The 21,149-nt window shown below is 60.6% G+C and carries 25 protein-coding genes and 1 other RNA gene; 6 read left to right on the top strand and 20 right to left on the bottom strand.

What is annotated here, in order from left to right; translation table 11 throughout:
• Positions 1-37 precede the first annotated feature (37 nt).
• The 3 genes from ACP0KA_RS13270 to tolQ are packed head-to-tail and all read right to left on the bottom strand — an operon-like array spanning position 38 to position 2,202.
• Positions 38-979: a cell envelope integrity protein TolA gene (locus ACP0KA_RS13270; protein WP_424629235.1), complete on the bottom strand. Its 942-nt coding sequence runs from the start codon at positions 977-979 to the stop codon at positions 38-40.
• A gap of 2 nt (positions 980-981) precedes the next feature.
• Positions 982-1,437, bottom strand: a complete 456-nt coding sequence (tolR, locus tag ACP0KA_RS13265) for a protein TolR (RefSeq protein ID WP_424629234.1) — start codon at positions 1,435-1,437, stop codon at positions 982-984.
• A gap of 51 nt (positions 1,438-1,488) precedes the next feature.
• Positions 1,489-2,202 carry a protein TolQ gene (tolQ, locus tag ACP0KA_RS13260; protein ID WP_424629233.1) on the bottom strand — a complete coding sequence of 238 codons (714 nt, stop codon included), beginning with the start codon at positions 2,200-2,202 and terminating at the stop codon, positions 1,489-1,491.
• 597 nt (positions 2,203-2,799) lie between these two features.
• Here tolQ and ACP0KA_RS13255 point away from each other — a divergent pair.
• Positions 2,800-3,714 (top strand): DUF817 domain-containing protein, encoded by a 915-nt coding sequence (locus ACP0KA_RS13255; protein WP_424629232.1) that lies wholly within the window; start codon positions 2,800-2,802, stop codon positions 3,712-3,714.
• On the top strand, positions 3,715-4,113 hold the full coding sequence (locus tag ACP0KA_RS13250) for a DUF2809 domain-containing protein (protein ID WP_424629231.1): 399 nt from the start codon (positions 3,715-3,717) through the stop codon (positions 4,111-4,113). It abuts the gene before it with no gap.
• A gap of 61 nt (positions 4,114-4,174) precedes the next feature.
• Here the strand turns inward: ACP0KA_RS13250 and ACP0KA_RS13245 are convergent, their stop codons facing one another.
• The 3 genes from ACP0KA_RS13245 to ACP0KA_RS13235 form a co-directional block, all read right to left on the bottom strand.
• Positions 4,175-4,672, bottom strand: a complete 498-nt coding sequence (locus ACP0KA_RS13245) for a DUF2852 domain-containing protein (protein ID WP_424629230.1) — start codon at positions 4,670-4,672, stop codon at positions 4,175-4,177.
• Positions 4,673-4,868: 196 nt separating this feature from the next.
• Positions 4,869-5,528 carry a TetR/AcrR family transcriptional regulator gene (locus tag ACP0KA_RS13240; RefSeq protein ID WP_424629229.1) on the bottom strand — a complete coding sequence of 220 codons (660 nt, stop codon included), beginning with the start codon at positions 5,526-5,528 and terminating at the stop codon, positions 4,869-4,871.
• Between the two features lie 37 nt (positions 5,529-5,565).
• A complete protein-coding gene (locus ACP0KA_RS13235) occupies positions 5,566-6,234 on the bottom strand; it encodes a TetR/AcrR family transcriptional regulator (protein ID WP_424629228.1) in 669 nt (222 codons plus the stop codon).
• A 101-nt stretch (positions 6,235-6,335) separates the two neighbouring features.
• On the opposite strand from ACP0KA_RS13235, the gene ACP0KA_RS13230 reads away from it, so the two are divergent.
• Positions 6,336-6,977: a glutathione S-transferase N-terminal domain-containing protein gene (locus tag ACP0KA_RS13230; protein WP_424629227.1), complete on the top strand. Its 642-nt coding sequence runs from the start codon at positions 6,336-6,338 to the stop codon at positions 6,975-6,977.
• Between the two features lie 218 nt (positions 6,978-7,195).
• On the opposite strand, the gene ACP0KA_RS13225 is transcribed toward ACP0KA_RS13230, so the two are convergent.
• From ACP0KA_RS13225 to ACP0KA_RS13160, 14 genes are all read right to left on the bottom strand, one after another.
• A complete protein-coding gene (locus ACP0KA_RS13225; protein WP_424629226.1) occupies positions 7,196-7,771 on the bottom strand; it encodes a TetR/AcrR family transcriptional regulator in 576 nt (191 codons plus the stop codon).
• Between the two features lie 24 nt (positions 7,772-7,795).
• On the bottom strand, positions 7,796-8,260 hold the full coding sequence (locus ACP0KA_RS13220) for a DUF1348 family protein (RefSeq protein WP_424629225.1): 465 nt from the start codon (positions 8,258-8,260) through the stop codon (positions 7,796-7,798).
• Positions 8,261-8,373: 113 nt separating this feature from the next.
• Positions 8,374-8,781: a tol-pal system-associated acyl-CoA thioesterase gene (gene ybgC, locus ACP0KA_RS13215; RefSeq protein ID WP_424631587.1), complete on the bottom strand. Its 408-nt coding sequence runs from the start codon at positions 8,779-8,781 to the stop codon at positions 8,374-8,376.
• 171 nt (positions 8,782-8,952) lie between these two features.
• Positions 8,953-9,870 (bottom strand): metallophosphoesterase, encoded by a 918-nt coding sequence (locus ACP0KA_RS13210; RefSeq protein ID WP_424629224.1) that lies wholly within the window; start codon positions 9,868-9,870, stop codon positions 8,953-8,955.
• Between the two features lie 51 nt (positions 9,871-9,921).
• Positions 9,922-10,971 (bottom strand): Holliday junction branch migration DNA helicase RuvB, encoded by a 1,050-nt coding sequence (gene ruvB, locus ACP0KA_RS13205; protein WP_424629223.1) that lies wholly within the window; start codon positions 10,969-10,971, stop codon positions 9,922-9,924.
• Positions 10,972-10,978: 7 nt separating this feature from the next.
• A complete protein-coding gene (gene ruvA, locus ACP0KA_RS13200; RefSeq protein WP_424629222.1) occupies positions 10,979-11,596 on the bottom strand; it encodes a Holliday junction branch migration protein RuvA in 618 nt (205 codons plus the stop codon).
• Positions 11,597-11,605: 9 nt separating this feature from the next.
• The gene (locus ACP0KA_RS13195) at positions 11,606-12,223 is read right to left on the bottom strand and encodes a LysE family translocator (RefSeq protein ID WP_424629221.1); all 618 of its coding nucleotides are present in this window, start codon (positions 12,221-12,223) and stop codon (positions 11,606-11,608) included.
• Between the two features lie 69 nt (positions 12,224-12,292).
• Positions 12,293-12,817, bottom strand: coding sequence for a crossover junction endodeoxyribonuclease RuvC (gene ruvC, locus ACP0KA_RS13190; protein ID WP_424629220.1), 525 nt, complete (start codon positions 12,815-12,817; stop codon positions 12,293-12,295).
• A gap of 96 nt (positions 12,818-12,913) precedes the next feature.
• A complete protein-coding gene (locus ACP0KA_RS13185; RefSeq protein ID WP_424629219.1) occupies positions 12,914-13,660 on the bottom strand; it encodes a YebC/PmpR family DNA-binding transcriptional regulator in 747 nt (248 codons plus the stop codon).
• 136 nt (positions 13,661-13,796) lie between these two features.
• Positions 13,797-14,615, bottom strand: coding sequence for a TIGR00282 family metallophosphoesterase (locus tag ACP0KA_RS13180; protein WP_424629218.1), 819 nt, complete (start codon positions 14,613-14,615; stop codon positions 13,797-13,799).
• Between the two features lie 163 nt (positions 14,616-14,778).
• Positions 14,779-15,363 (bottom strand): 5-formyltetrahydrofolate cyclo-ligase, encoded by a 585-nt coding sequence (locus ACP0KA_RS13175; protein WP_424629217.1) that lies wholly within the window; start codon positions 15,361-15,363, stop codon positions 14,779-14,781.
• 120 nt (positions 15,364-15,483) lie between these two features.
• A non-coding RNA gene (gene ssrS / locus ACP0KA_RS13170) (6S RNA) lies at positions 15,484-15,644 on the bottom strand.
• A 126-nt stretch (positions 15,645-15,770) separates the two neighbouring features.
• On the bottom strand, positions 15,771-16,154 hold the full coding sequence (locus tag ACP0KA_RS13165; RefSeq protein ID WP_424629216.1) for a cell division protein ZapA: 384 nt from the start codon (positions 16,152-16,154) through the stop codon (positions 15,771-15,773).
• Positions 16,151-16,480, bottom strand: coding sequence for a DUF4164 domain-containing protein (locus ACP0KA_RS13160; RefSeq protein WP_424629215.1), 330 nt, complete (start codon positions 16,478-16,480; stop codon positions 16,151-16,153). The genes ACP0KA_RS13165 and ACP0KA_RS13160 overlap by 4 nt, the downstream gene beginning before the upstream one ends.
• 267 nt (positions 16,481-16,747) lie before the next feature.
• Here ACP0KA_RS13160 and tkt point away from each other — a divergent pair, with 267 nt between their 5' ends.
• The 3 genes from tkt to ACP0KA_RS13145 all read left to right on the top strand — a co-directional run bounded on the left by tkt (position 16,748) and on the right by ACP0KA_RS13145 (position 21,093).
• Positions 16,748-18,739 carry a transketolase gene (gene tkt / locus ACP0KA_RS13155; protein WP_424629214.1) on the top strand — a complete coding sequence of 664 codons (1,992 nt, stop codon included), beginning with the start codon at positions 16,748-16,750 and terminating at the stop codon, positions 18,737-18,739.
• Positions 18,740-18,844: 105 nt separating this feature from the next.
• Positions 18,845-19,852: a type I glyceraldehyde-3-phosphate dehydrogenase gene (gene gap / locus ACP0KA_RS13150; RefSeq protein WP_424629213.1), complete on the top strand. Its 1,008-nt coding sequence runs from the start codon at positions 18,845-18,847 to the stop codon at positions 19,850-19,852.
• Between the two features lie 35 nt (positions 19,853-19,887).
• The gene (locus ACP0KA_RS13145) at positions 19,888-21,093 is read left to right on the top strand and encodes a phosphoglycerate kinase (RefSeq protein ID WP_424629212.1); all 1,206 of its coding nucleotides are present in this window, start codon (positions 19,888-19,890) and stop codon (positions 21,091-21,093) included.
• Positions 21,094-21,149 lie beyond the last annotated feature (56 nt).

Below are 21,149 nucleotides of genomic sequence, written 5' to 3'. Positions count from 1 at the left end.
ACTTCATTCTCGGCGGCGATGGCGTTACGTCTCGATGTCATGAAAATTTTTCGGTGAAAGCGGGCTCAAAGGATTTCCATTCATCGAAAAACTGAGCCGGCAGGCTATAGGGCTGGCATTCGATGATCGCGCGCTGCGCGCTTTCCTGATAGACGCGGAAATATGGGCTTCCGCCGCCGGGCAGCGGCACCGGACTGGTTTCCAACGTGCCATCACGCTTCAGCTTGATTGAAAAGACGGCTTCAACCTTCTGCGCTTCAATGCCGCCGTACGGTTTCTTCCAGCAGCGTTCAACCTGTTGGCGGAACATGGCGCCCCATGTCGCCGAGTTGTCAGCAGCCTGTCCTTTGGCGGTGCCCAGCGACGCCTGTGAATTCAGTTCGCTGCCGGTGATCGACTGTCGCGACGGATCACGCTTGTCGAGCAATGCCGCGATCTTTGACTGATCGAAGACACGCTCAGCCTTGTGCTTGTCCGGTGGCGGCGGCACAGCCTTGGCCTGTTGCGGCTTCGGCGGCGGCTTCTTGTGTTCTTCTTTCTTTATCGCTTCCGCGATCGGATCGACCTTCGCCTGATCGGGCTTTTTCTCCGAAGGCTTGGTTTCTTCCTTCGGCTTATCCTGCGCCACGGGTTTCGGCGGATCGGGCTTTTTTTCGACCGGCTTCTCAACGGGCTTGGGCGTCGGCGGCGGCGCCGTATCGGTCACCACCGGCGCCTTCTTGTCGTCGATCTTGCCGACCGTATCGTCCACCGGCGGCTTCGCGTCGGCAACTTTTTCAACCAACGGCTTCGGATTTTCCTTCTTTCCGGTCTTCAATCCGTGCATCGCCTTGGCGTACTGATCGGATGAAATGATATCGACCGGCACGGATTCTTCCGGCATCGACTCGAACGCCTTCGTCGAGAACGAGACCAGGCCCCAGCCGATGACCAGGGCGTGGAGGGCGACAGACGCGGCGATGGTCTTGTCGATCTTCAACGTCAGTTTCCCTGCTCGACCTCGGTCACCAGAGCCACGCGCTTGAAACCTGCAGCGGACAGGCGTCCCATCACGCGCATCACCGTACCGTAATCCACCTTTGTGTCGCCACGAACAAAGATGCGCTCATCCATGCCGCCGCGCGCATCCGTGATTGCCTTGAGTTTCGGCACCAATTCGTCGGGCTTGATCTCGGTGTTGTTGAGAAAAATCTTGCCGCTGAGCTGAACCGACAGCGTGAGCGGCTCTTTGTCCTGATCCAGGCTCTTGGCGGCCGTCTGCGGCAGGTCGAGCGGAACGCCCACCGTCAGCAGCGGCGCGGACACCATGAAGATGATCAGCAGCACGAGCATCACGTCGACCATCGGGGTGACGTTGATCTCGGCCATGACCGCGGCACGGCGATAACGACGGCGGCCACCGCCGGCATTCGCACCGCCTCCCATGTTCATACCCATGGCAGGTACCCCAAGATCGCGCTCAAACCGTTTGCGCTCACAGGCTATCCCTCACGCGCGTTCGTCGATCTGTCGTGACAGGATCGCCGAGAACTCATCGGCGAACCCCTCAAGCCGCTGGGCCTGCCGGTTCACCTCCGAGGTGAACTTATTGTAGAAAATTGTCGCCGGAATTGCGGCGATAAGACCGATCGCGGTTGCAAACAGCGCCTCGGCAATACCGGGCGCCACCACCGCCAAAGAGGTGTTTTTCGAGGCCGCAATCGACTGAAAGCTCGACATAATGCCCCAAACGGTGCCGAACAGGCCGACAAACGGGCTTGCCGAGCCCACCGTGGCCAAAACCAGCAGCCGGCGGTCCAGCCGCTCGATTTCACGCGCGATCGACACGCTCATCACCTTGTCGATCCGCATCTGCAGCCCTGCGAAGGAGCGCGAATTGCTCTCAAACGACCGCTTCCACTCCCGCATCGCGGCCACGAACAACGCCGCCATGGAGTGCGTCGGCTTGGCCGACAGCGCACGATAGAGTTCGTCGATCGATTGACCCGACCAGAAGGCCTGCTCGAAACGGTCCATTGCGCGCTTGGTGCGCGCATAGAGGAAAACCTTGTCGATAGCGATGGCCCAGACCCACACCGAGCAGGCCAGGAGGCCAAGCATCACGAATTTGACGACGATATGGGCCTGCCAGAACAGCGAAATCAGCGACACATCGGCAGAGGCCAGCGGCAACGCCGACTGAGTTACGTCGGCTGGATTCATGATCGGTATCCTCTCAAGGCGAATATTTCCTCATGTCGAACACGGCCACCACGGCTGCACCGGGCGATAATTGGCCAACCGCAAAAGCGCCGACGCTGCCGACCGCCCTCTTCGATCTCGTGTCGCATGGGATGGGCCTGTCCCGAGGCCAGCGCCTGAATCCCCTGCCAACGTGTCAAAACGAGGGCTGTCAGCGGCATTTTTACGCGCATAACCAAACGCTAATCATCGTTAAGGCGGGGTTACCATGGTCGATATTTGACCTGGAAATGGCATTCGGGACAGGGATATGACGGAACTGCATATCCGATGACGTCCTTTTCTCGGCCCCGCAAGGCATCCGTCCGCGCAATGACCTCCACGGTTCCGACTGCATCCCGTGCCGGCGCTCCAGGCACCCGGGCGTGGTCGCCGCAACACTTCTCGTCCTGTCGAATCTTGTTCCTAAGACCGCCCTCGAAATCCGCTTTCAGGTCAGGCCGCACCAGACATTGCGTTGAACCTGCTCTTCATCGCCGACGTCCAAACACAAGAATTTGCCTCGACGGCGGTCATCAACGCACGTCAAAAGGATCTCCCCTTCCGCGAGTGCCCCCTTTGGATTCCTCGACATCGACTGACCGCCTCGGGCCGATCCTGAGCCTGTTCGCTGAAACCGAGCGACAGTTTGCCGAGCGCATGGCGAAAGGCCGCCTGACGGCCTGGATCTACGAATTCCTCCGCTTTGGCATGAAACAGGCCTGGGCGTGTCTGTTCGGCGGCATCATGATCGCGCTGATGATCGGCACTCACATTTGGTATCCGTCATCGATGCCGCTGGCACGCTACGATTTTCTGTTCGTCAGTGCGGTCGTCGTGCAAATCACCTTGCTGGTGACCAAACTCGAGACGCTCGATGAAGCCAAGGTGATCCTGCTCTATCACATCGTCGGCACAGCGATGGAGCTGTTCAAGACATCGGTCGGATCGTGGATCTATCCGGAGGCGAACATCTTCCGGATTGGCGGCGTGCCGCTTTTCACGGGCTTCATGTACTCCTGCATCGGAAGCTACTTGTTCCGCGTGTGGCGGATCTTCGACTTTCGCTTCACCCACCACCCGCCGGGTTGGACACTGGTCGCGCTGAGCGTCGGCATCTATGTCAACTTTTTCGCGCACCATTACATTCCCGACGTCCGGCTTGCGCTCTTTGCCGCGACCGTTTTCCTGTTTCGCAAGACGCGGATCTACTATCGGGTCTGGCAGGACTATCGTTCGATGCCGTTGTTGCTGGGGCTGCTGCTCGTGTCGCTCTTCATCTGGTTTTCGGAAAATATCGGCACGTACAGCAAAACCTGGCTTTACCCCGCGCAATTGAACGGCTGGTCCATGGTCTCGTTCGCCAAGCTTGGGTCGTGGTTCCTGCTGTTGATCGTCAGTTACACGATGGTGGCTCTGATCAATAAGCCCCGTGACATCGACGCAGACACGATCGCAGATCAGGCGGTCACACCGCATGCGAAAGCAGCCTGAATGCGGTTTGCCGGGCGATCCAAATATTTCGTATTGGCCTTGGCAATCATCGGCATCGGATTGCTCACGCGCCTGTCGCCACCGGGCCATCACGCCTTGTTCAAATACCTTGGCTCGGCGCTGTGGGGCGGCATGGTTTACTGCCTTTTGGCAAGCCTCGCGCCAAAAACCAGTCCTTCTCGAATCGCCATCGTCGCAGCCGTGATCGCGGCAGGCGTCGAATTCAGCCAACTCTGGCATACCGATGCGCTCGATGCCTTTCGCGCCACACGGATCGGCGTGCTGCTGATCGGGCGGTTCTTCTCGTGGTGGGATATCGTTGCGTATTCTGCAGGAATTATAGCCATTGCCGCGCTTGATGCATGCGCGCTGCGGCAAAGAATTGGTCGCGCAAATTAAAGAAAACGCCCGTCTGCTTGCGCAAACGGGCGTCGATATTCTTGAGCTCAGAACAGCTTTCTTAGCCCTGCGGCTGGTCGTTCGGCGGAGTCGGACGCTGGCGCTGCTGTGCCATGAAGGCGTCGAACTCTTCCTTGTCCTTGGCATGACGCAGGCGGTCGAGGAAATTCTTGAACTCGACCTGCTCTTCTTCGAGACGGCGCAGCGTTTCCATGCGGTAGTCGTCGAAGGCGCGGTTGCCGCTGGAGGGAGCGTAACTTCCGCGGCGCTCCATGCGGTCGCGCATCCGCTCCATCTTGTACTGCATGCGCTCCATCTTGTCGGCCCAACGGCCGTGACGATCGTTGCTCCAGCAACCCATGTTTCTGCTCCAGAGTGAATAAGCAAGAATGGCCAGTCCGAGCGGCCACCAGATGATGAAAGCCGCGATGGTCACGATGATCCGCCCAGGATGCCAACCAAAATCCCGCGAATCGAAGTTGTCAGAACGCCGTCCGGACCATCCAGGGCGCCCCCATCTGTCGAAGTGTGCAGTGTTGGCGTCTGCCGTGTTCGCCATGACCGTCTCTCCCTCACGTCACCGTGAATGTAAATAACATTTACATAGATAAAACATCCCGGTGTTTTGTCAAGCGCGGCAAAATGGACCAGGTCGAATTTAATTCTGGTGCGGCGGCTCTGACGTTCCTTTCAGTTTGACTGAGCCCTCTTCGCAGGGACGTCAGAGCCAAAACCGCACTAGAGTTCTGTATTTGCTAGTGTTCCGGCGGACGCTGGTCCGTCGGGAAACCGAGCCCCTTCAGATAAATCAGGACCCCTGCTTCCAGCAGATCTTCCGGCGTCATCGGCAATTTGCGGCCGGCTGAATCTCCGCGGCCGAACAGAGACGCGATTCCGTGGGACATCGACCAGATGTGCAGCGCCATCATCATCGCCGGCGGGCGCGGCACACCAGGCGGCGCCATCGCCACCAGGCGCTCCGCGGCTGCGCGAATGATCGCGAATGCGCGCTCGCTGGCGACCAGCAGCGACGGATTGCTCTCCAATGGCAGTCCGGATTCAAACATCGCGGAGTAATACGCGGGCTGTTCACGCGCGAATGCGAGATAGGCTTTGCCGACGCGCTCGAACGCTGCCGGTGTATTGGGACGGCCGTCATCCCATGCCGCCGTGAGCCTTGCTTCGAACTGCTCAAATCCCTGCTGGGCGATGCTCGCGAGCAGTTCGTCCCGGTCGCGGAAATGACGATAGGGCGCGGCGGGACTGACGCCGGCCGATCGCGCGGCCTCGGCAAAGGTAAATCCAGCCGGGCCTTTTTGCGCAATCAGATCGAGCGCGGCCTGGATCAGCGCCTCTTTCAGATTGCCATGGTGATAGCCGCCATCCCGGCGGCCACGGTTCTTGTGCCAACTCATGTGAAAGGCTTTTACATGAGTTGGTTCGGCGCGTCACTCATCCGCGCGGTTGTGCTGAGGTCGCCGGACCGCAGATCAGATCGACAGTGCCCTTGGCGATCGCCTCGAGGTCGCTGCGCGGCAGACGGGCGCGGGACCTGATCGCGATCGCCTCGATGGTTGAAGCCGCGATTTGCGCCAGCACCTGCACATTTGCACTCGGGGGCAGTTCAGCCGCTTCCTGCGCTGCCTGGAAGCGCTTTGCGAGCGTTCGCTGCGTGCTGCCGAGCGCCTTCTGAACATAGGTTCGGATTTCCGGATCGGCCATCGCCTCCGACGTCGCCGTCATCACCGTGAAGCAGCCGCGCGGGCCGTTTTCACCGGCAAGGTAGACATCGATTGCTGTGGCGTAGATCCTCTCAAGTGTCTCGCGCAGCGTCAGTCCGGGGTCAAACGCTCCCGCAAAGGTCGTCGCCATCTCGTGGCGATACCGTTCATAGGCTTTCAGAAACAGATCCCGCTTGTCGCCGAAGGTGCCGTAAAGGCTCGGCCTGTTAATCCCCATCGCGTCGCTGAGGTCGTCGAGCGATGTCGCGGCAAAGCCGCCATCGCGGAACGCATCCATCGCCTTGCCCAGCGCCACATCGGGCTCAAAGGCGCGCGGACGCCCGCGGCGTTTCGGTGCGCGATCGGTTGCGGACGCTGTCTCTTCCTTTTTTTGTACCATATCGCAAATAATTCTCTTGACCCGGTTTAATTTATGCGGAACGGTATAAAAATCAATGCGGGCGCGCGACCGCTTGATTTCACCCGATCAGGAGACGCCCTATGGATCTCTATTTTTCTCCCCTGGCCTGCTCAATGGCAACGCGTATCGCGCTTTATGAAGCTGGCGCAGACGCCACTTTCCTCGAAGTCGATCCGAAAACAAAACACGTGCGACAGGACAATGCGGATTTTTTCGCGATCAATCCGCTCGGGCTTGTCCCGACCCTGCGCACCGATGACGGCGAGATTCTCACCGAAAACGCCGCCATCCTGCAGTATGTCGCCAACCGCTTCTCGGATACGGGGATATCTGCGTCATCCGAGCGTGAACGCACGCGTCTGCATCAGTGGCTGTGCTTCATCGGCACGGAATTGCACAAGGCACTCTTCATCAATCTGCTCGACAGCAAGGCACCTGCGGAAGTTCATGCCTACACGTTGAAGAAAAGCCTGTCGCGGCTCGATTATCTCAACACCTACCTGGAGGGCCGCGAATTCCTGCTCGATCACTTCACCGTCGCCGATGCCTATCTCGTCACGGTGCTGAACTGGAGCAGGGCCACGCCGCAGATCGATTTCGCCAACTGGCCGAACGTGAAGGACTACCTGTCCCGTCTGCGCAAGCGGCCCAGCATTACGCGCGCGCTCACCGAAGAGGCCGCGCTGTTTCAGGCTGAACAGGAACGTCACAAGGCGGCCTGACGTTCGAAAACACTTAAGCGCTAGTACCGCCGATTTGAAGTCCCTGTATCAGTTGCGGCGATCTCGTCCAGGGACTTCAAATCGATAGCGGTACTCAAATCGTAGGATTGCTAGTACCTTTGCTTTCCGGAGTTCGCAAAGCGGGTGCTGCGACGTGTTACGAACTTCGGAAAGCGGGTACTAGCGCGACCCCCCAGGCGCCGGCGCTCCTTGTTACTTCACGCAACCGTTTCGTCGCGCGGCATGAGCCGCCGCTCAGACTCGTCGGTCGCCCGCGAAAACACCCTCGGATCATCGAAGGCCCGGGCCAGCACCAGCGCACCCTGGATTTCCAGCACCGCCTGTTCCGCCTTACGCCGGGCGAGCGCTTTGTCGTCGCCGAGCCGCCGCAACGCTGTCGCCAGGGCGTCGACCCAGCCCGCGAAATAAACCTTCACTTTCTCGCTGAAAATATCGCGCGACGCCCCAAGCGCGATCACGCCCACAAGACAAACGCGCTGGCCCGAGCGGAAGTAGTTGTTTACGGCCGCGAACATCTCGGTAATTCCCTTTGCGGGATCGCTCGTTGTGCGCAGCGGCTTGTAGATGTGATCGACAAACCATTGATCGATAGCGGCGAGAACTTCCACCGCCATCTGTTCCTTGCCGCCGGGGAAATAGTTGTAAAGGCTGCCCTTGCCGAGGCCTGTGGCCTGCGAGATCAGCGCGAGCGTCGCCCCCTCGTAACCGTGCGCGCGAAACACCTCCGCCAATTGCGTCAGCAGCTCCGCGCGCTCGGTCACAGTCTTCGCCATATCCAACCTTCCCGCTGATAGCTGTTACTTCGGCTCCGGAGCGAGACCCGGATGATCCGCGGGCCGCGGCCCCAAAGGCCAATGGAACCGACGCTCGGCTTCGGTGATCTTCACATCGTTGATGCTGGCCTCACGGCGGCGCATCAGACCATCCTGATCGAATTCCCAGTTCTCGTTGCCATACGAGCGATACCATTGGCCTGCATCGTCATGCCACTCGTACTGAAATCGGACCGAAATGAAGTTGCCGTCGAATGCCCAGAGATCCTTGATCAGGCGATACTCGCGCTCTTTCTGCCACTTGCGCGTGAGGAACTCGACAATGGCCGGGCGTCCCTCCAGAAATTCCGAGCGATTTCGCCACCGGCTGTCTTCCGAATAAGCCAGCGAGACCTTCTCCGGATTTCGGGTATTCCAGGCATCTTCCGCCATGCGCGCCTTTTGCGCAGCGGTCTCTCGTGTGAAGGGGGGCAGCGGCGGACGCGACATGGATGTTCTCCTGCGAACTCGTTTGTACCGATAGGTACAACTTGTACCGATCAGTACAATCCGTCAAGCGCAAAGTTACATTCAGGCCGAAAAGCCGCGCCGAGGAAATTCCTTTAGACTGAGTCCTGATCGGCCTTCATGGCGATGCGCAGAGCTTTAGGGATCGGCCGCGCCCGCCCGCCTGACACGAACGCCACCTTGACGCGGGCCTCAATCAAAACGTCGTCGCCGCGCCGCACCTCCTGCCCAAGCGTGATCGATGCGCCTTTCACCTCGACCGGGACGGTGATGATGTCGAGGACATCGTCCATGCGGGCGGGCTTGAGATACTCGATCTGCATCGCGCGCACGACGAACGCGAAACCCGGCGCTTCATTCTCCGCTTCCGAAAACAGCGCCCGCTGATCCGCGCCAAGCAGCCGAAGATAGTTGGTCCGCCCGCGCTCCATGAAGCGCAGATAATTGGCGTGATAGACGATGCCGGTGAAGTCGGTATCTTCGTAATAGACGCGCACCTGCATGACGTGCTTGCCGTCGCGGATCGAACCGTCGAGATGTACTGTCACTGCCAAACCTATCGCTGCCAGAGCGTTTTCAAGCGCCTCTCTCTCGTGAAGAAAACGCGTCAAAGAGAGAAGGCAGCGGATCGTTTCGCGCAAAACTTCCGCCTGCGCAAGCGCAAGCCACGACCTCTACGAGATGATCGGGCCTTTCGCCGGCCGTCCCACGGTTACCAGCAATATCTCGGGCGGCACACCGAGGCGGAACGGCATGATGCTGCATCCAAGGCCGCCAGATACGATGACATCGCAGTTCTCACGAACATGCCCATAGGCCAATTTCCTGCCCGACGGCGACACCGGCGACCAGCCAAACAACCGAACCTGGCCGCCATGGGTGTGGCCGCTGAGCTGCAGAGCCACACGCGCCGGCACGCGCGTCGCCACATCAGGTTCATGGGCGAGCAAAATAATCGGCGCATCATCGGTGATCTTGTTCAGCGTTGCGGACAGATCATCGACACCGTAGTGCTTCATCCGCCTGAAGCGGCGCGCCGGCGCATAAGCCAATTGGTCACCGAGACCTGCGAGCCAAAACGGGTGATTGCCCTTGGTCAGCCGCTGCACGTCGTTTTCGTAAACCGGGATCCCGGCCTTTTCGAGCGCCTGCCGCGCGATCGGGAGGCCGCGCCCCTCGCGCTGCACGGTGTGGTCATCCCACCAGTCGTGGTTGCCGAGAATGGCGTGAACGCCGAGCGGCGCCCGCAAACCAGCCAGCACCGGCGCCCATTCCGTGGCCGGAATAAAGCGGCTCACATGGCGGTGGCCGGCGACATAGTCACCCAGCATGACGATGACATCGGCGCCGAGCGCGTTGGTGCGATCGACGATGCCGGCGATGCGCTCCAGCGACATCCAGGGATCGCAGGCATGAAGATCTGCGATGACCGCGATCTTGAGTTGAAGACCATCAGGCCAATTTTGAGGCGTGACGCGATACCGGGTGATGTTGAGCCGCTCCGGCTCGATGCCAAAGCCGTAAGCCGCGGTGGAGGCGCCAAACGCGCCCAGCCCGGCCATGAACTTTAAGAAATGTCGACGTGAAATCATGACTGCTTAAATCGTGATGCACACGATCAATCGTCGGCAATTAAAGCGGAATTACGGTGCCTCGTCGTCGCTGCTGCCAAACAAGCCGAATTGAGCCGCTTCACGTGATGGCTCGGTTAACCCGAGGTGCTTGAAGGCATGAGAGGTTAACAGCCGCCCGCGCGGGGTCCGCTGCAAATAGCCGCACTGAATCAGGTACGGCTCGATAATGTCCTCGATGGCATCGCGCGGCTCGGACAACGCCGCCGCCATGGTCTCGACCCCGACTGGGCCGCCACCATAGTTCAGGGCGATGGTCGTCAGATAACGCCGGTCCATGGCGTCGAGGCCTGCATTGTCAACTTCAAGCGCGCCGAGCGCGTTATCCGCGATCTTGCGATCGATGGCCGATGCATCCGCAGCGGAGGCGAAATCGCGCACCCGTCGCAACAGCCGCCCCGCGATGCGCGGCGTGCCGCGCGCGCGACGAGCAATTTCATTGGCACCGTCAGGCGTCATACCGATGCTGAGCACGCGCGCGCCGCGGGTGACGATTTTTTCGAGCTCCTCGACCGTGTAGAAATTCAGCCGCACCGGAATGCCGAAACGATCGCGCAATGGATTGGTCAGAAGTCCGGCGCGCGTGGTCGCGCCGACGAGGGTGAACTTCGCCAGATCGATCTTCACTGAGCGCGCTGCAGGCCCCTCTCCGATAATGAGATCGAGCTGGAAGTCCTCCATCGCGGGATAGAGCACTTCTTCAACGGAGGGACTGAGACGATGGATTTCGTCGATGAACAGAACATCACGCTCTTCGAGATTGGTCAGCAGCGCGGCCAGATCGCCGGCCTTGGCAATCACCGGCCCCGAGGTCGCACGGAAACCAACCCCCAGCTCGCGCGCCACGATCTGCGCCAGCGTGGTCTTGCCCAGTCCGGGAGGACCGACAAACAGCACGTGGTCCAGCGCTTCGTTGCGCTTGCGTGCGGCATCGATGAAGATTTGCAGATTGGCACGCGCCTGCTGCTGTCCGACGAATTCCGACAGGTTCTGCGGCCGCAGCGAGGTGTCGCCGATGTCGTCAGCACGGCGCTCGGGCGTCACAAGGCGGGATGTCGTCATGCTTCACTCACTTTGACAACTCTTTCAGCCCCAGCCTGATCAGTTGTGCGGTCTCTGCACTATCGCCTGCGCTGCGCGCCGCACTTGCAATCGCGGCCGCGGCCTGCGGCTGACCGTAACCGAGATTGATCAGCGCGGAGATCGCATCGGTGACGGGCCGCGGCGCACGGTTATCGTCCATGGCCTCGGACAGATGAACCACGGCAGGGTCCACATTCGCGAGCGCCGGCGTCTTGTCCTTCAACTCGGTGACAATACGCTCAGCCACTTTCGGTCCAACTCCCGGCGTGCGCGCCACCGCGGCCTTGTCACGCAGCGCGATGGCGTTGGCGAGATCGGAGGGCGGCAAGGTGCTAAGCACCGCAAGGGCAACCTTGGCGCCGACACCCTGCACGGTCTGCAGCAAGCGAAACCACTCGCGCTCCATGTCGGAGCGAAAGCCAAATAGCTTGATCTGATCCTCACGCACATAGGTTTCGATGGACAGCACTGCTGCTTCGCCGGGCGATGGCAGCGCCTGCAGCGTGCGGGCCGAGCAATGCACCTGATAACCAACTCCCTGGACGTCGAGGATCACGTAGTCCTCACCGTACGAGTCGATCAGACCTTTGAGCTTTCCGATCACGCCCCTGCCCTATCGTGTCGCAACGGCTGCCGCCGCGCCTGCCATCACAGTGCCGCCAATCCGATTGAGCAGACGCATCGCGCGCGAGCTGCGAAACAGCGACCGCGCACGTGCCGCCGCCAGCGCGTATCCGCCGAGCACAAACACCAGAACAGCTGCGATGATGCCCGCCAGTTCCGCGTAGCCGACAAAATCAATGCGCGAGACGTTGATCAGCGTCGGCGTCAGCGCGAGATAAAACACAATCGTCTTGGGATTGCCGAGTGTCAGCAGCAATCCGCCGAAAAACGACCGCAATGGCTTGCCATCCACATTCGTCGCCGCGTTCACATCGACAGGGGATGCAGGAGCGGTCCACAAGCGCCAGGCGATGAAGAGAAGATAGGCCGCGCCGGCGTATTTGATGATCGCAAAGATCATCGCGAAGCTGTTCGCGACGAATGACAGTCCAAGGACCGCGACGGCCAACCACGTCAGATCGCCCACGACAATTCCGCCGATGAAAGCGGGAACGCCGGCGGTGCCGCGCCCGATCACGCGCGCGAGCAGCGCTGCGATCGCGGGGCCGGGCGCCGCCGCAGCTACCAGAATCGCGAGCGCAAAAATTGTCAGGGCCGTCACGTCCATCGGAAACTGTCCTCGATTCCATCATCATCGCATCGAACGGCGGGCTCCGCCACCCGCCGAAAGGCGTCTTTAAAGTGCAACTTTCAGCTTCAAGAGCGCGCTTTGCCGGTGATGGGCGTGCGTGATGGCGATCGCCAGCGCATCGGCGGCATCCGGCGTTTTCGGATCAGCCTTGGGCAACAGCACGCCGAGCATGACGCGGATCTGGTTCTTGTCGGCGTGCCCTGCACCGACCACCGTCTTCTTCACCTGATTGGGCGCATATTCAGACACCGCGATGCCGAACTGAGCCGGCGCAAGCATCGCCACGCCGCGGGCCTGACCGAGCTTCAGCGTCGATGCGCCATCCTTGTTGACGAAGGTCTGCTCGACGGCCGCCTCCAGCGGCTTGAAATCCCCAAGCACCCGGGCAAGCCCCTGGTGAATGGCGAGCAGTCGTTCAGCCAGCGAAAGAGTGTCGCGGGATTCCACCGAACCGCAGCCGACATAGATTAGGCGATTCCCATCGATATCGATCACGCCCCAGCCGGTCCGGCGCAGGCCTGGATCGATCCCCAGAATACGTACGGGCGAGCGAATCGGTAGAGAGGTCATGGTCCAGTCCTACCACGACCGCGCCGGTCTGATCCAAGAAGAGGCAAGGTTCGAGGTCATGGCGCCCTCGGAACAACCAGGATCACACGAAGGTGGTTAACCGGCCATCTTCGCGGCAAGGGCGTCGGACACCTCGAAGTTCGCATAGACGTTCTGGACGTCGTCATGCTCGTTCAACGAGTCGAGCAGCTTGAACAGCTTCTCGCCGGTCTCGTCATCGACCGTGATGGTGTTTTGCGGTTTCCAGATCAACGCCGCCTTGCGCGGCTCGCCGAACTTCGCTTCCAGCCCCTTGGCCACTTCGTGGAACGTATCCTGCGACGCGAACACCTCGTGACCATCCTCGCTCGAGACGACATCGTCGGCGCCAGCTTCGATCGCAGCTTCCAGCATGTCGTCAGGCGACGCCACTTTCGCGTCGTATTCGATGACGCCAACACGATCGAACATGAACGACACCGAGCCGGTTTCCCCGAGGTTGCCGCCCGATTTGGTGAAGTAAGACCGGATGTCCGATGCCGCACGGTTGCGGTTGTCCGTCAACGCTTCGACGATGACGGCGACACCGCCCGGACCATATCCCTCGTAACGAATTTCATCATAGTTTTCGCCCTCGCCACCAATGGCCTTCTTGATGGCGCGCTCGATGTTGTCCTTCGGCATATTTTCCGCGCGCGCCGCAACCACGGCTGCGCGCAAACGCGGGTTCATCGCCGGATCGGGGGTCCCAAGCTTGGCCGCCACGGTGATTTCGCGCGCGAGCTTGCCGAACATCTTGGACCGCATCGCGTCCTGCTTGCCCTTGCGGTGCATGATGTTCTTGAATTGGGAATGTCCGGCCATGCGGGAGTCTCTCGAAGGTTGTGATTCGCGGGCGGTATTCAAAATCGCCCAACGGCGCGGGTTTATAGGCCCGGCCCGGATAAAATTAAAGACGGGTCGATCGATTTTAAGGACCGGCCTGGTGCACTGGCAGGTTTCACCAGAAGTCCGGCACCGCGCGTTCCAGCAATGGACCGATCCGCACGGCAGCGACTTTCGCCGCGAGCCCGGTCGCATCGTCGGTTTCCACAGCGACTCCGCTGAGCGTGGCCGCGCCGTCCGCAGGCTCAAAGCGCCCCGCCGGATAGCCGCGTAGGAAACGCCCCAGCGGCTCCTCGCGATCCATGCCGATGATCGAGTGGTAATCGCCGGTCATGCCGGCATCGGTCATGTAGGCCGTGCCGCCGGACAGGATACGATGATCGGACGTCGGGACATGGGTGTGCGTTCCGACCACGAGGCTCGCCCGGCCATCGCAGAAATAGCCGATCGCCTGCTTCTCGCTGGTGGCCTCGCCGTGGAAATCGACCACGACAGCATCTGCCGCCTGCCCCAGCGGACAAGCATTCAGTTCACGATCGATCACACCAAATGGATCGTCGAATGGCTGCATGAAGACGCGGCCGATCCCGTTGATAACGAGTGCGCGCTTACCTGTTCTTGTCTCGACCAGCGCGGCACCGCGCCCGGGTGTGCCTTGCGGGAAATTCGCCGGCCGGATGAGACGCGGCGCACGTTCGATGAAGACAAGCGCCTCGCGCTGATCCCACGAGTGATTGCCGAGCGTGATGGCATCGGCGCCGGCATCGAGCAGCTCTTGGTAGATGGATTCAGTGATGCCGAATCCACCTGCAGCATTCTCACCGTTCACCACGACCAGATCGAGCCGCCAATCACGAATCAGGCCCGGCAATGTATCGATCACAGCTGTGCGCCCGCTTCGCCCCACCACATCGCCGACAAATAAAATGCGCACCTAGTGTCCTGAATCCGAAGTTCGCCCTAATCCCGCAGCGCATCCCTTAGCGAACTTCGGATTCGAAAGGACACTAGCAAATCTATGATTCTAGTACCGCTTTCGATTTGAAGTCCCTGAACGAGGTCGCCGCAATTGATACAGGGACTTCAAATCGGCGGTACTAGAGCCTCCGCAGATCGATCAACTCGTGCTCGGTTAGCACACAATCGAGCTGCTCGTCGTGCGAGAACGCTGGGACGACGTCGATTTCCTGCACTGCAAAAGCGACACCAATGACGGTGATCTTCTTGAGCGCACGCAGATTTTGCAGCGTGCGATCATAGTACCCGCGGCCGTAGCCGATGCGATGGCCCACACGATCGAATGCGGCGAGCGGGACAAGCACGATGTCGGGGTCAACTTCCGGCGCATCGGACGATGGTTGAAAGATTCCGTATTGCCCGCGCACCAACCTTTCGTTCGGCTCCCACGCGCGAAAGATCAACGCATGATCGCGCGCAATCACCACCGGCAATGCGAGCACCGCGCCTTTACCGGCAAGAGCATCCATCAATGGGAATGGATCGAGTTCGCTGTTGATCGGCGAATAGCCCGCGACAATCACGCCGTGCGGCAATTCAACCGGCAACGGCGTCGCCGCGATGAGCTGCGCGCCATGGCTGCGCTGCTCGGCACTCAACGCGTCGCGACGCGCGAGAACCGTCCGGCGCAGTTCATTTTTCAGCTGTGTCGAATCGACTTGCATTCATCCCCATGACCGCCATGGCGTGGTCTATGAGAAAACAAGACCTTGAGTCCCGACACAAGACCGGGACACAACGCGATCTCATGTGGGGGAAAGTTCTCACGCAGAGAAAAAAAGAAGTGCGAAGCCACTATGGCCGTTGAAGCACTCGATCCCGGAGCACCTACGAAAGTAGGTGGGCACCATATGATCGGATCCACGGACCCGGCCAGGGACAGTTCCCTAAAGGATCGATAAGGCCCCGGGGATTATATGGCTTCTGACGCGCGAAGCAGCCTCGCCTGACCAATGTAACCACGATCTCGGCGAACCGCTAGTGTCCTTTCGAATTCAAAGTTCGCGACTGAGTATGCCGCAATACGAGGCGAACTTTGAATTCGGGACATGCGCGGGTCGGCGACGAACTCTCACCCGATCGCGACACCGTTGTGCGACGGGCGGTTGAGCTCGCGGGTCATCTTCTCAATGCGATCCGATGCGGAATTCAATGCGTTCACCACCGCCGTCTGCGTCACGCGGGCACGTTCAGCCGCGACCACCCGCACGTCGCGCAACGCCACGAGCTCTTCCTCGAGGCCACGGATGCGCTGGCCGGAATCGACCAATTCATCAGCGACCATCAACGCCGCCATGACGGTGAGACGCTGATCGCCGATCTCGCCAAACTTGGTGCGAAGACTTGCGATGCGCGATTCCAGATTTTCCGCGAGCCTTAACAGCCGCGTTTCCTGGCCCTGCTCGCAGGCCATGCGATACTGCCGGCCGTTGATGGTGACATTGACGTGGTTCATGCCGGCTCTCCGGAATCGATGACCGAACGAATAGTGTCGATTGCCACATCGAGGCGCTGGGCGATTTCACGGTTGGTCCGTTCAAGCGTGCGGGACCGCACCAATGTGCCATCGAGCTCGTGAGCCAACCGCGAACGGTCGTTGCCCAACGCCTGAATCTGGGCCGCCATTTCATCATGCGCATTATCAGCCTCGCGACGGCGTTCAACCGCGCTTTCGAGGCCATCGAGGGCGGCCGCAAGACGCCGGGTGGCGAGTTCGATGTCGCTTGGCCCGGACGTGGCGGGATCGGAATTGTTGAGGCCCTTGGCACTGCGATCGGTCATAGCGGGACAGCAGCCTTTTTTCTGCTCTGGTGACGCAAAAGCAGCGGACCAGCAAGCATTTAGGCGAGGAAATTTACGTCCCTCCCGAGGGAAGCGCAATGTGCGGTGCGAGCTATGCACACAAAGCGAAGAGGCCGCTTGGTTGCAGTGCCCAATGCCCTTGGACTCTCGGGTTTTCAGGTGCTATCCACCGCATATGACGGTCTTTTGACCGCGTCCTCTCCACAGACGCGGGCTCCCCACACTCCGAATCTCAGGCGGATATTCATGACTACGCACGTCGACCCCTCCCGTATGGCCAATGCGGTCCGGGCTCTCGCCATGGATGCGGTCGAGAAGGCCAAATCCGGTCACCCTGGCCTGCCTATGGGCGCGGCCGACGTGGCCACCGTGCTGTTTACGCAATTCCTCAAATTTGATGCGAAGGATCCGGCGTGGCCGGACCGTGATCGCTTTGTTCTGTCCGCCGGCCACGGCTCGATGCTGCTGTATGCGCTGCTGTATCTGACCGGCAACGAGACGATGACGATCGAACAGATCAAGAATTTCCGCCAGCTGGGTTCCCTGACGCCGGGCCACCCTGAAAACTTCGTCACGCCGGGCATCGAGACAACCACCGGACCGCTGGGCCAGGGCATCGCAACCGCTGTCGGTATGGCGCTTGCCGAGCGCCGCATGGCGGCGGATTTCAGCGGCGACGTTGTCGATCATTATACCTATGTGCTCGCATCCGACGGTGACCTCATGGAAGGCATCAGCCAGGAAGCCATTGCGTTTGCTGGGCATCTCAAGCTCAACAAGCTGATCGTGATGTTCGACGACAACGGCATCTCGATCGACGGCGCGATTTCCCTGTCGGATTCAGTCGATCAGGTGAAGCGCTTCGAGGCCGCCGGCTGGGCGGCCGAGCGCGTCAACGGTCATGATCCGAAAGCGATTGCAGACGCGCTCTCGCGCGCTCAGAAGTCCGATCGTCCGACCCTGATCGCATGCAAGACCACGATCGGTTTCGGCGCGCCGAACAAGGCGGGTTCGGAAAAATCACACGGCTCGCCGCTCGGCGCCGAGGAAATCGCCGGCGCGCGCAAGAACCTCAACTGGGATGCACCGCCGTTCGAAATTCCGCAGGACATTCTCGGTGCCTGGCGTGACGCGGGATCGCGTGGCGCCAAGGCGCGGGCCGAGTGGAGCAAGCGGCTGTCGGCGAAGGATTCCGCCGCACGTGCGGAGTTCGAACGCCGCGTGAAGGGCGATTTGCCTGCGAAGGCGCTCGCCGATGCCGTGGCCGGAATGAAGGCAGCGCTTGCCGCTGCTCCGAAGGACATCGCCACGCGCACCGCATCCGAACAGGCGCTCGAAGTGCTTTGTGCAGCGGTTCCCGAAATGATCGGCGGCTCCGCCGACTTGACCGGCTCCAACAACACCCGCGTCAAAGGCATGGTCGCGATCTCCGCCAACAATTACGGCGGGCGCTACGTCAATTACGGCATCCGCGAGCACGGCATGGCCGCCGCGATGAACGGCATCGCCCTGCACGGTGGCCTGATCCCGTATTCGGGAACGTTCCTCGTGTTCTCGGACTATCTGCGTCCGGCGCTGCGCCTTGCCGCGCTGATGGGCGAACGTGTGATCCACGTTCTGACCCATGACTCGATCGGTCTTGGCGAAGACGGCCCGACCCATCAGCCGGTCGAACATCTCGCCGCCCTGCGCGCGATTCCGAACTGCGATGTGTTCCGCCCCTGCGATACGGTGGAAACGCTGGAATGCTGGCAGCTCGCACTGGAATCGAAAGATCGCCCGAGCGTACTGGCGCTGACCCGCCAGAATCTGCCGCAGCTTCGCCTGGCGAACGACGCCAACAACAAATGCGCCGATGGCGCCTACGAAATTTCGAAGTCGGACGGCGAGGCGAAGGTCTCGATCTTTGCGTCCGGCTCGGAAGTCTCTCTGGCGGTCGACGCGCAGAAGCTGCTTGCTGCGCGCGGCATTCCGACGCGGGTGGTCTCGGTGCCGTGCATGGATCGCCTGCTCGAACTGCCCGCCACCAAAAAGGCCGCGATCATCGGTAACGCTCCGGTCAAGATTGCCGTGGAAGCGGCGATTCGTCAGGGCTGGGACGCCATCATCGGCATGGATGGCATTTTCGTCGGCATGAGCGGATTCGGCGCCAGCGCCCCATATAAGGAACTGTACCGGCACTTCGGGATCACCCCGGACGCCGTTGCGGACGCCGCCCAGGCCCGGCTGAAGGCCTGATAACCCTTCCGGAACATTCAATTTTCGGGAGATTGCAAGACAACGCCATTCGGGGCAAAAACTGCCCCGAAAATCGTCATTTTTTGAACGTCGAGGAGAAGGTGAATGGCAATCCGGGTCGCGATCAATGGATTTGGGCGTATCGGCCGTAACATTCTGCGCGCAATCTATGAATCCAAGCGCACGGACATCCAGGTGGTTGCCATCAACGATCTCGGCCCGGTCGAGACCAACGCCCATCTGCTCCGCTATGACTCGGTCCATGGCCGCTTTCCCGGCGAAGTAACGGTCGAGGGCGACTCGATCAGCCTCGGCAACGGCAAGATCAAGGTCACCGCCGTGAAGGACCCTTCCACCTTGCCATGGAAGGAACTCGGCATTGACATCGCGATGGAATGCACCGGCATCTTCACCGCGAAGGACAAGGCTTCAGCCCACCTCACCGCAGGCGCCAAGCGCGTGCTGGTGTCGGCACCGGCGGACGGCGCAGACGCAACCATCGTGTACGGCGTCAACCATGACAAGCTGACCAAGAATCATCTCGTCGTCTCGAACGGGTCGTGCACCACGAACTGCCTCGCCCCTGTCGCCAAGGTGCTGAACGATACCGTCGGCATCGAAACCGGCTTTATGACGACGATTCACGCCTACACCGGCGACCAGCCGACCCTCGACACCATGCATAAGGATCTCTATCGCGGCCGCGCGGCAGCGCTGTCGATGATCCCGACATCGACGGGTGCGGCGAAGGCGATCGGCCTGGTGCTTCCCGAACTCAACGGCAAGCTGGACGGCGTCGCGATCCGCGTGCCGACCCCGAACGTCTCCGTGGTCGATCTCAAGATCATTGCCAAGAAGGCCACCACCAAGGAAGAGATCAACGACGCGATGAAGCGTGCGGCTGCGCAGGAGCTGAAGGGCATCCTGAGCACCACCAGCGATCCGAACGTGTCGATCGACTTCAACCACGACGCCAGCTCGTCGACCTTCGCCTTCGACCAGACCAAGGTGCAGAACGGCACGCTGGTGCGCGTGATGTCGTGGTACGATAACGAGTGGGGCTTCTCCAATCGTATGTCGGATACGGCAGCCGCGATGGGCAAGTTGCTCTGATCAGTTAAGACATCCAGCAGTCGCAACGAGTTCTGATGTCCGGTTTTCGTACCCTCGACGACGTCGACGTAAAGGGAAAGCGCGTGCTGTTGCGCGTGGACCTCAACGTTCCGATGGACAATGGCCGCGTGTCCGACACCACGCGGCTGCAACGGATCGCCAAGACGATCATTGAACTGTCCGAGAAGGGCGGCAAGGTCATCATCCTTGCCCACTTCGGACGGCCCAAGGGACCGGACCCGAAGGAATCGCTCAAGCCGGTCGCGATTGCGCTCGGCTACGTTCTGCTGCGTCACGTCGAGTTCGCCTCCGACTGCGTTGGCGAGGTGGCGCAAAAGGCCGTCGCGGCGATGAAGGACGGTGAAATTCTCTGCCTTGAGAACACCCGTTTTCATAAAGGCGAAGAAAAGAATGATCCGGCATTCGTCGCGGAGTTGGCGAAGCTCGGCGATATCTGGGTCAACGACGCGTTTTCCTGCGCTCACCGTGCTCATGCATCGACCGAAGGTCTCGGTCATGTGCTGCCGGCCTATGCCGGGCGAACCATGGAGGCCGAGCTCGACGCGCTGAGCAAGGCGCTCGAAGCGCCAACTCATCCCGTGATTGCCATTGTCGGCGGCTCCAAGGTCTCGACCAAGATCGACCTTCTGGAAAATCTCGTTTCCAAGGTCGATGCGCTCGTGATCGGCGGCGGCATGGCCAACACCTTCCTGCACGCCCAGGGCATCAACGTCGGGAAGTCGCTGTGCGAGAAGGATCTCGCTGCCACCGCGCAGCGCATTCTTGAGAAGGCCGAAAGTGCAAACTGCGCGATCATCCTGCCGGTCGACGCGATCGTCGCCTACCATTTCGAGGCAAACGCGCCGTCGCATGCGTATGGCCTCGACGCGATTCCCCACGACGGCATGATCCTCGACGTCGGCCCGCTGTCGGTCGAACGCATCAACGCAGCGATCGACGATGCCGCAACCCTGGTCTGGAATGGCCCGGTGGGTGCATTCGAGATGGCGCCGTTCGACCGCGGCACCGTGCAGGCCGCAAAGCATTCCGCGGCGCGGACCAAGGCCGGCAAGCTGATCTCGGTCGCCGGCGGCGGCGATACGGTGGCGGCGCTGAACCACGCAGGCGTGGCCAAGGATTTCACCTACGTTTCGACCGCAGGCGGCGCATTCCTCGAATGGATGGAAGGGAAACCTTTGCCGGGCGTCGAGGTTTTGAGGACGGGTAGCGCCGGTCATTAAACCGGCGCCCTTTTCATTTGAAGTTCACGCTGGCGCCATCAAGAGCGCCACACTCA

The sequence above is a fragment of the Bradyrhizobium sp. SYSU BS000235 genome, assembly GCF_049747295.1.
In the GTDB taxonomy this organism is placed as follows: Bacteria; Pseudomonadota; Alphaproteobacteria; order Rhizobiales; family Xanthobacteraceae; genus Afipia.
This window is presented reverse-complemented; position numbering and strand designations above follow the sequence as displayed.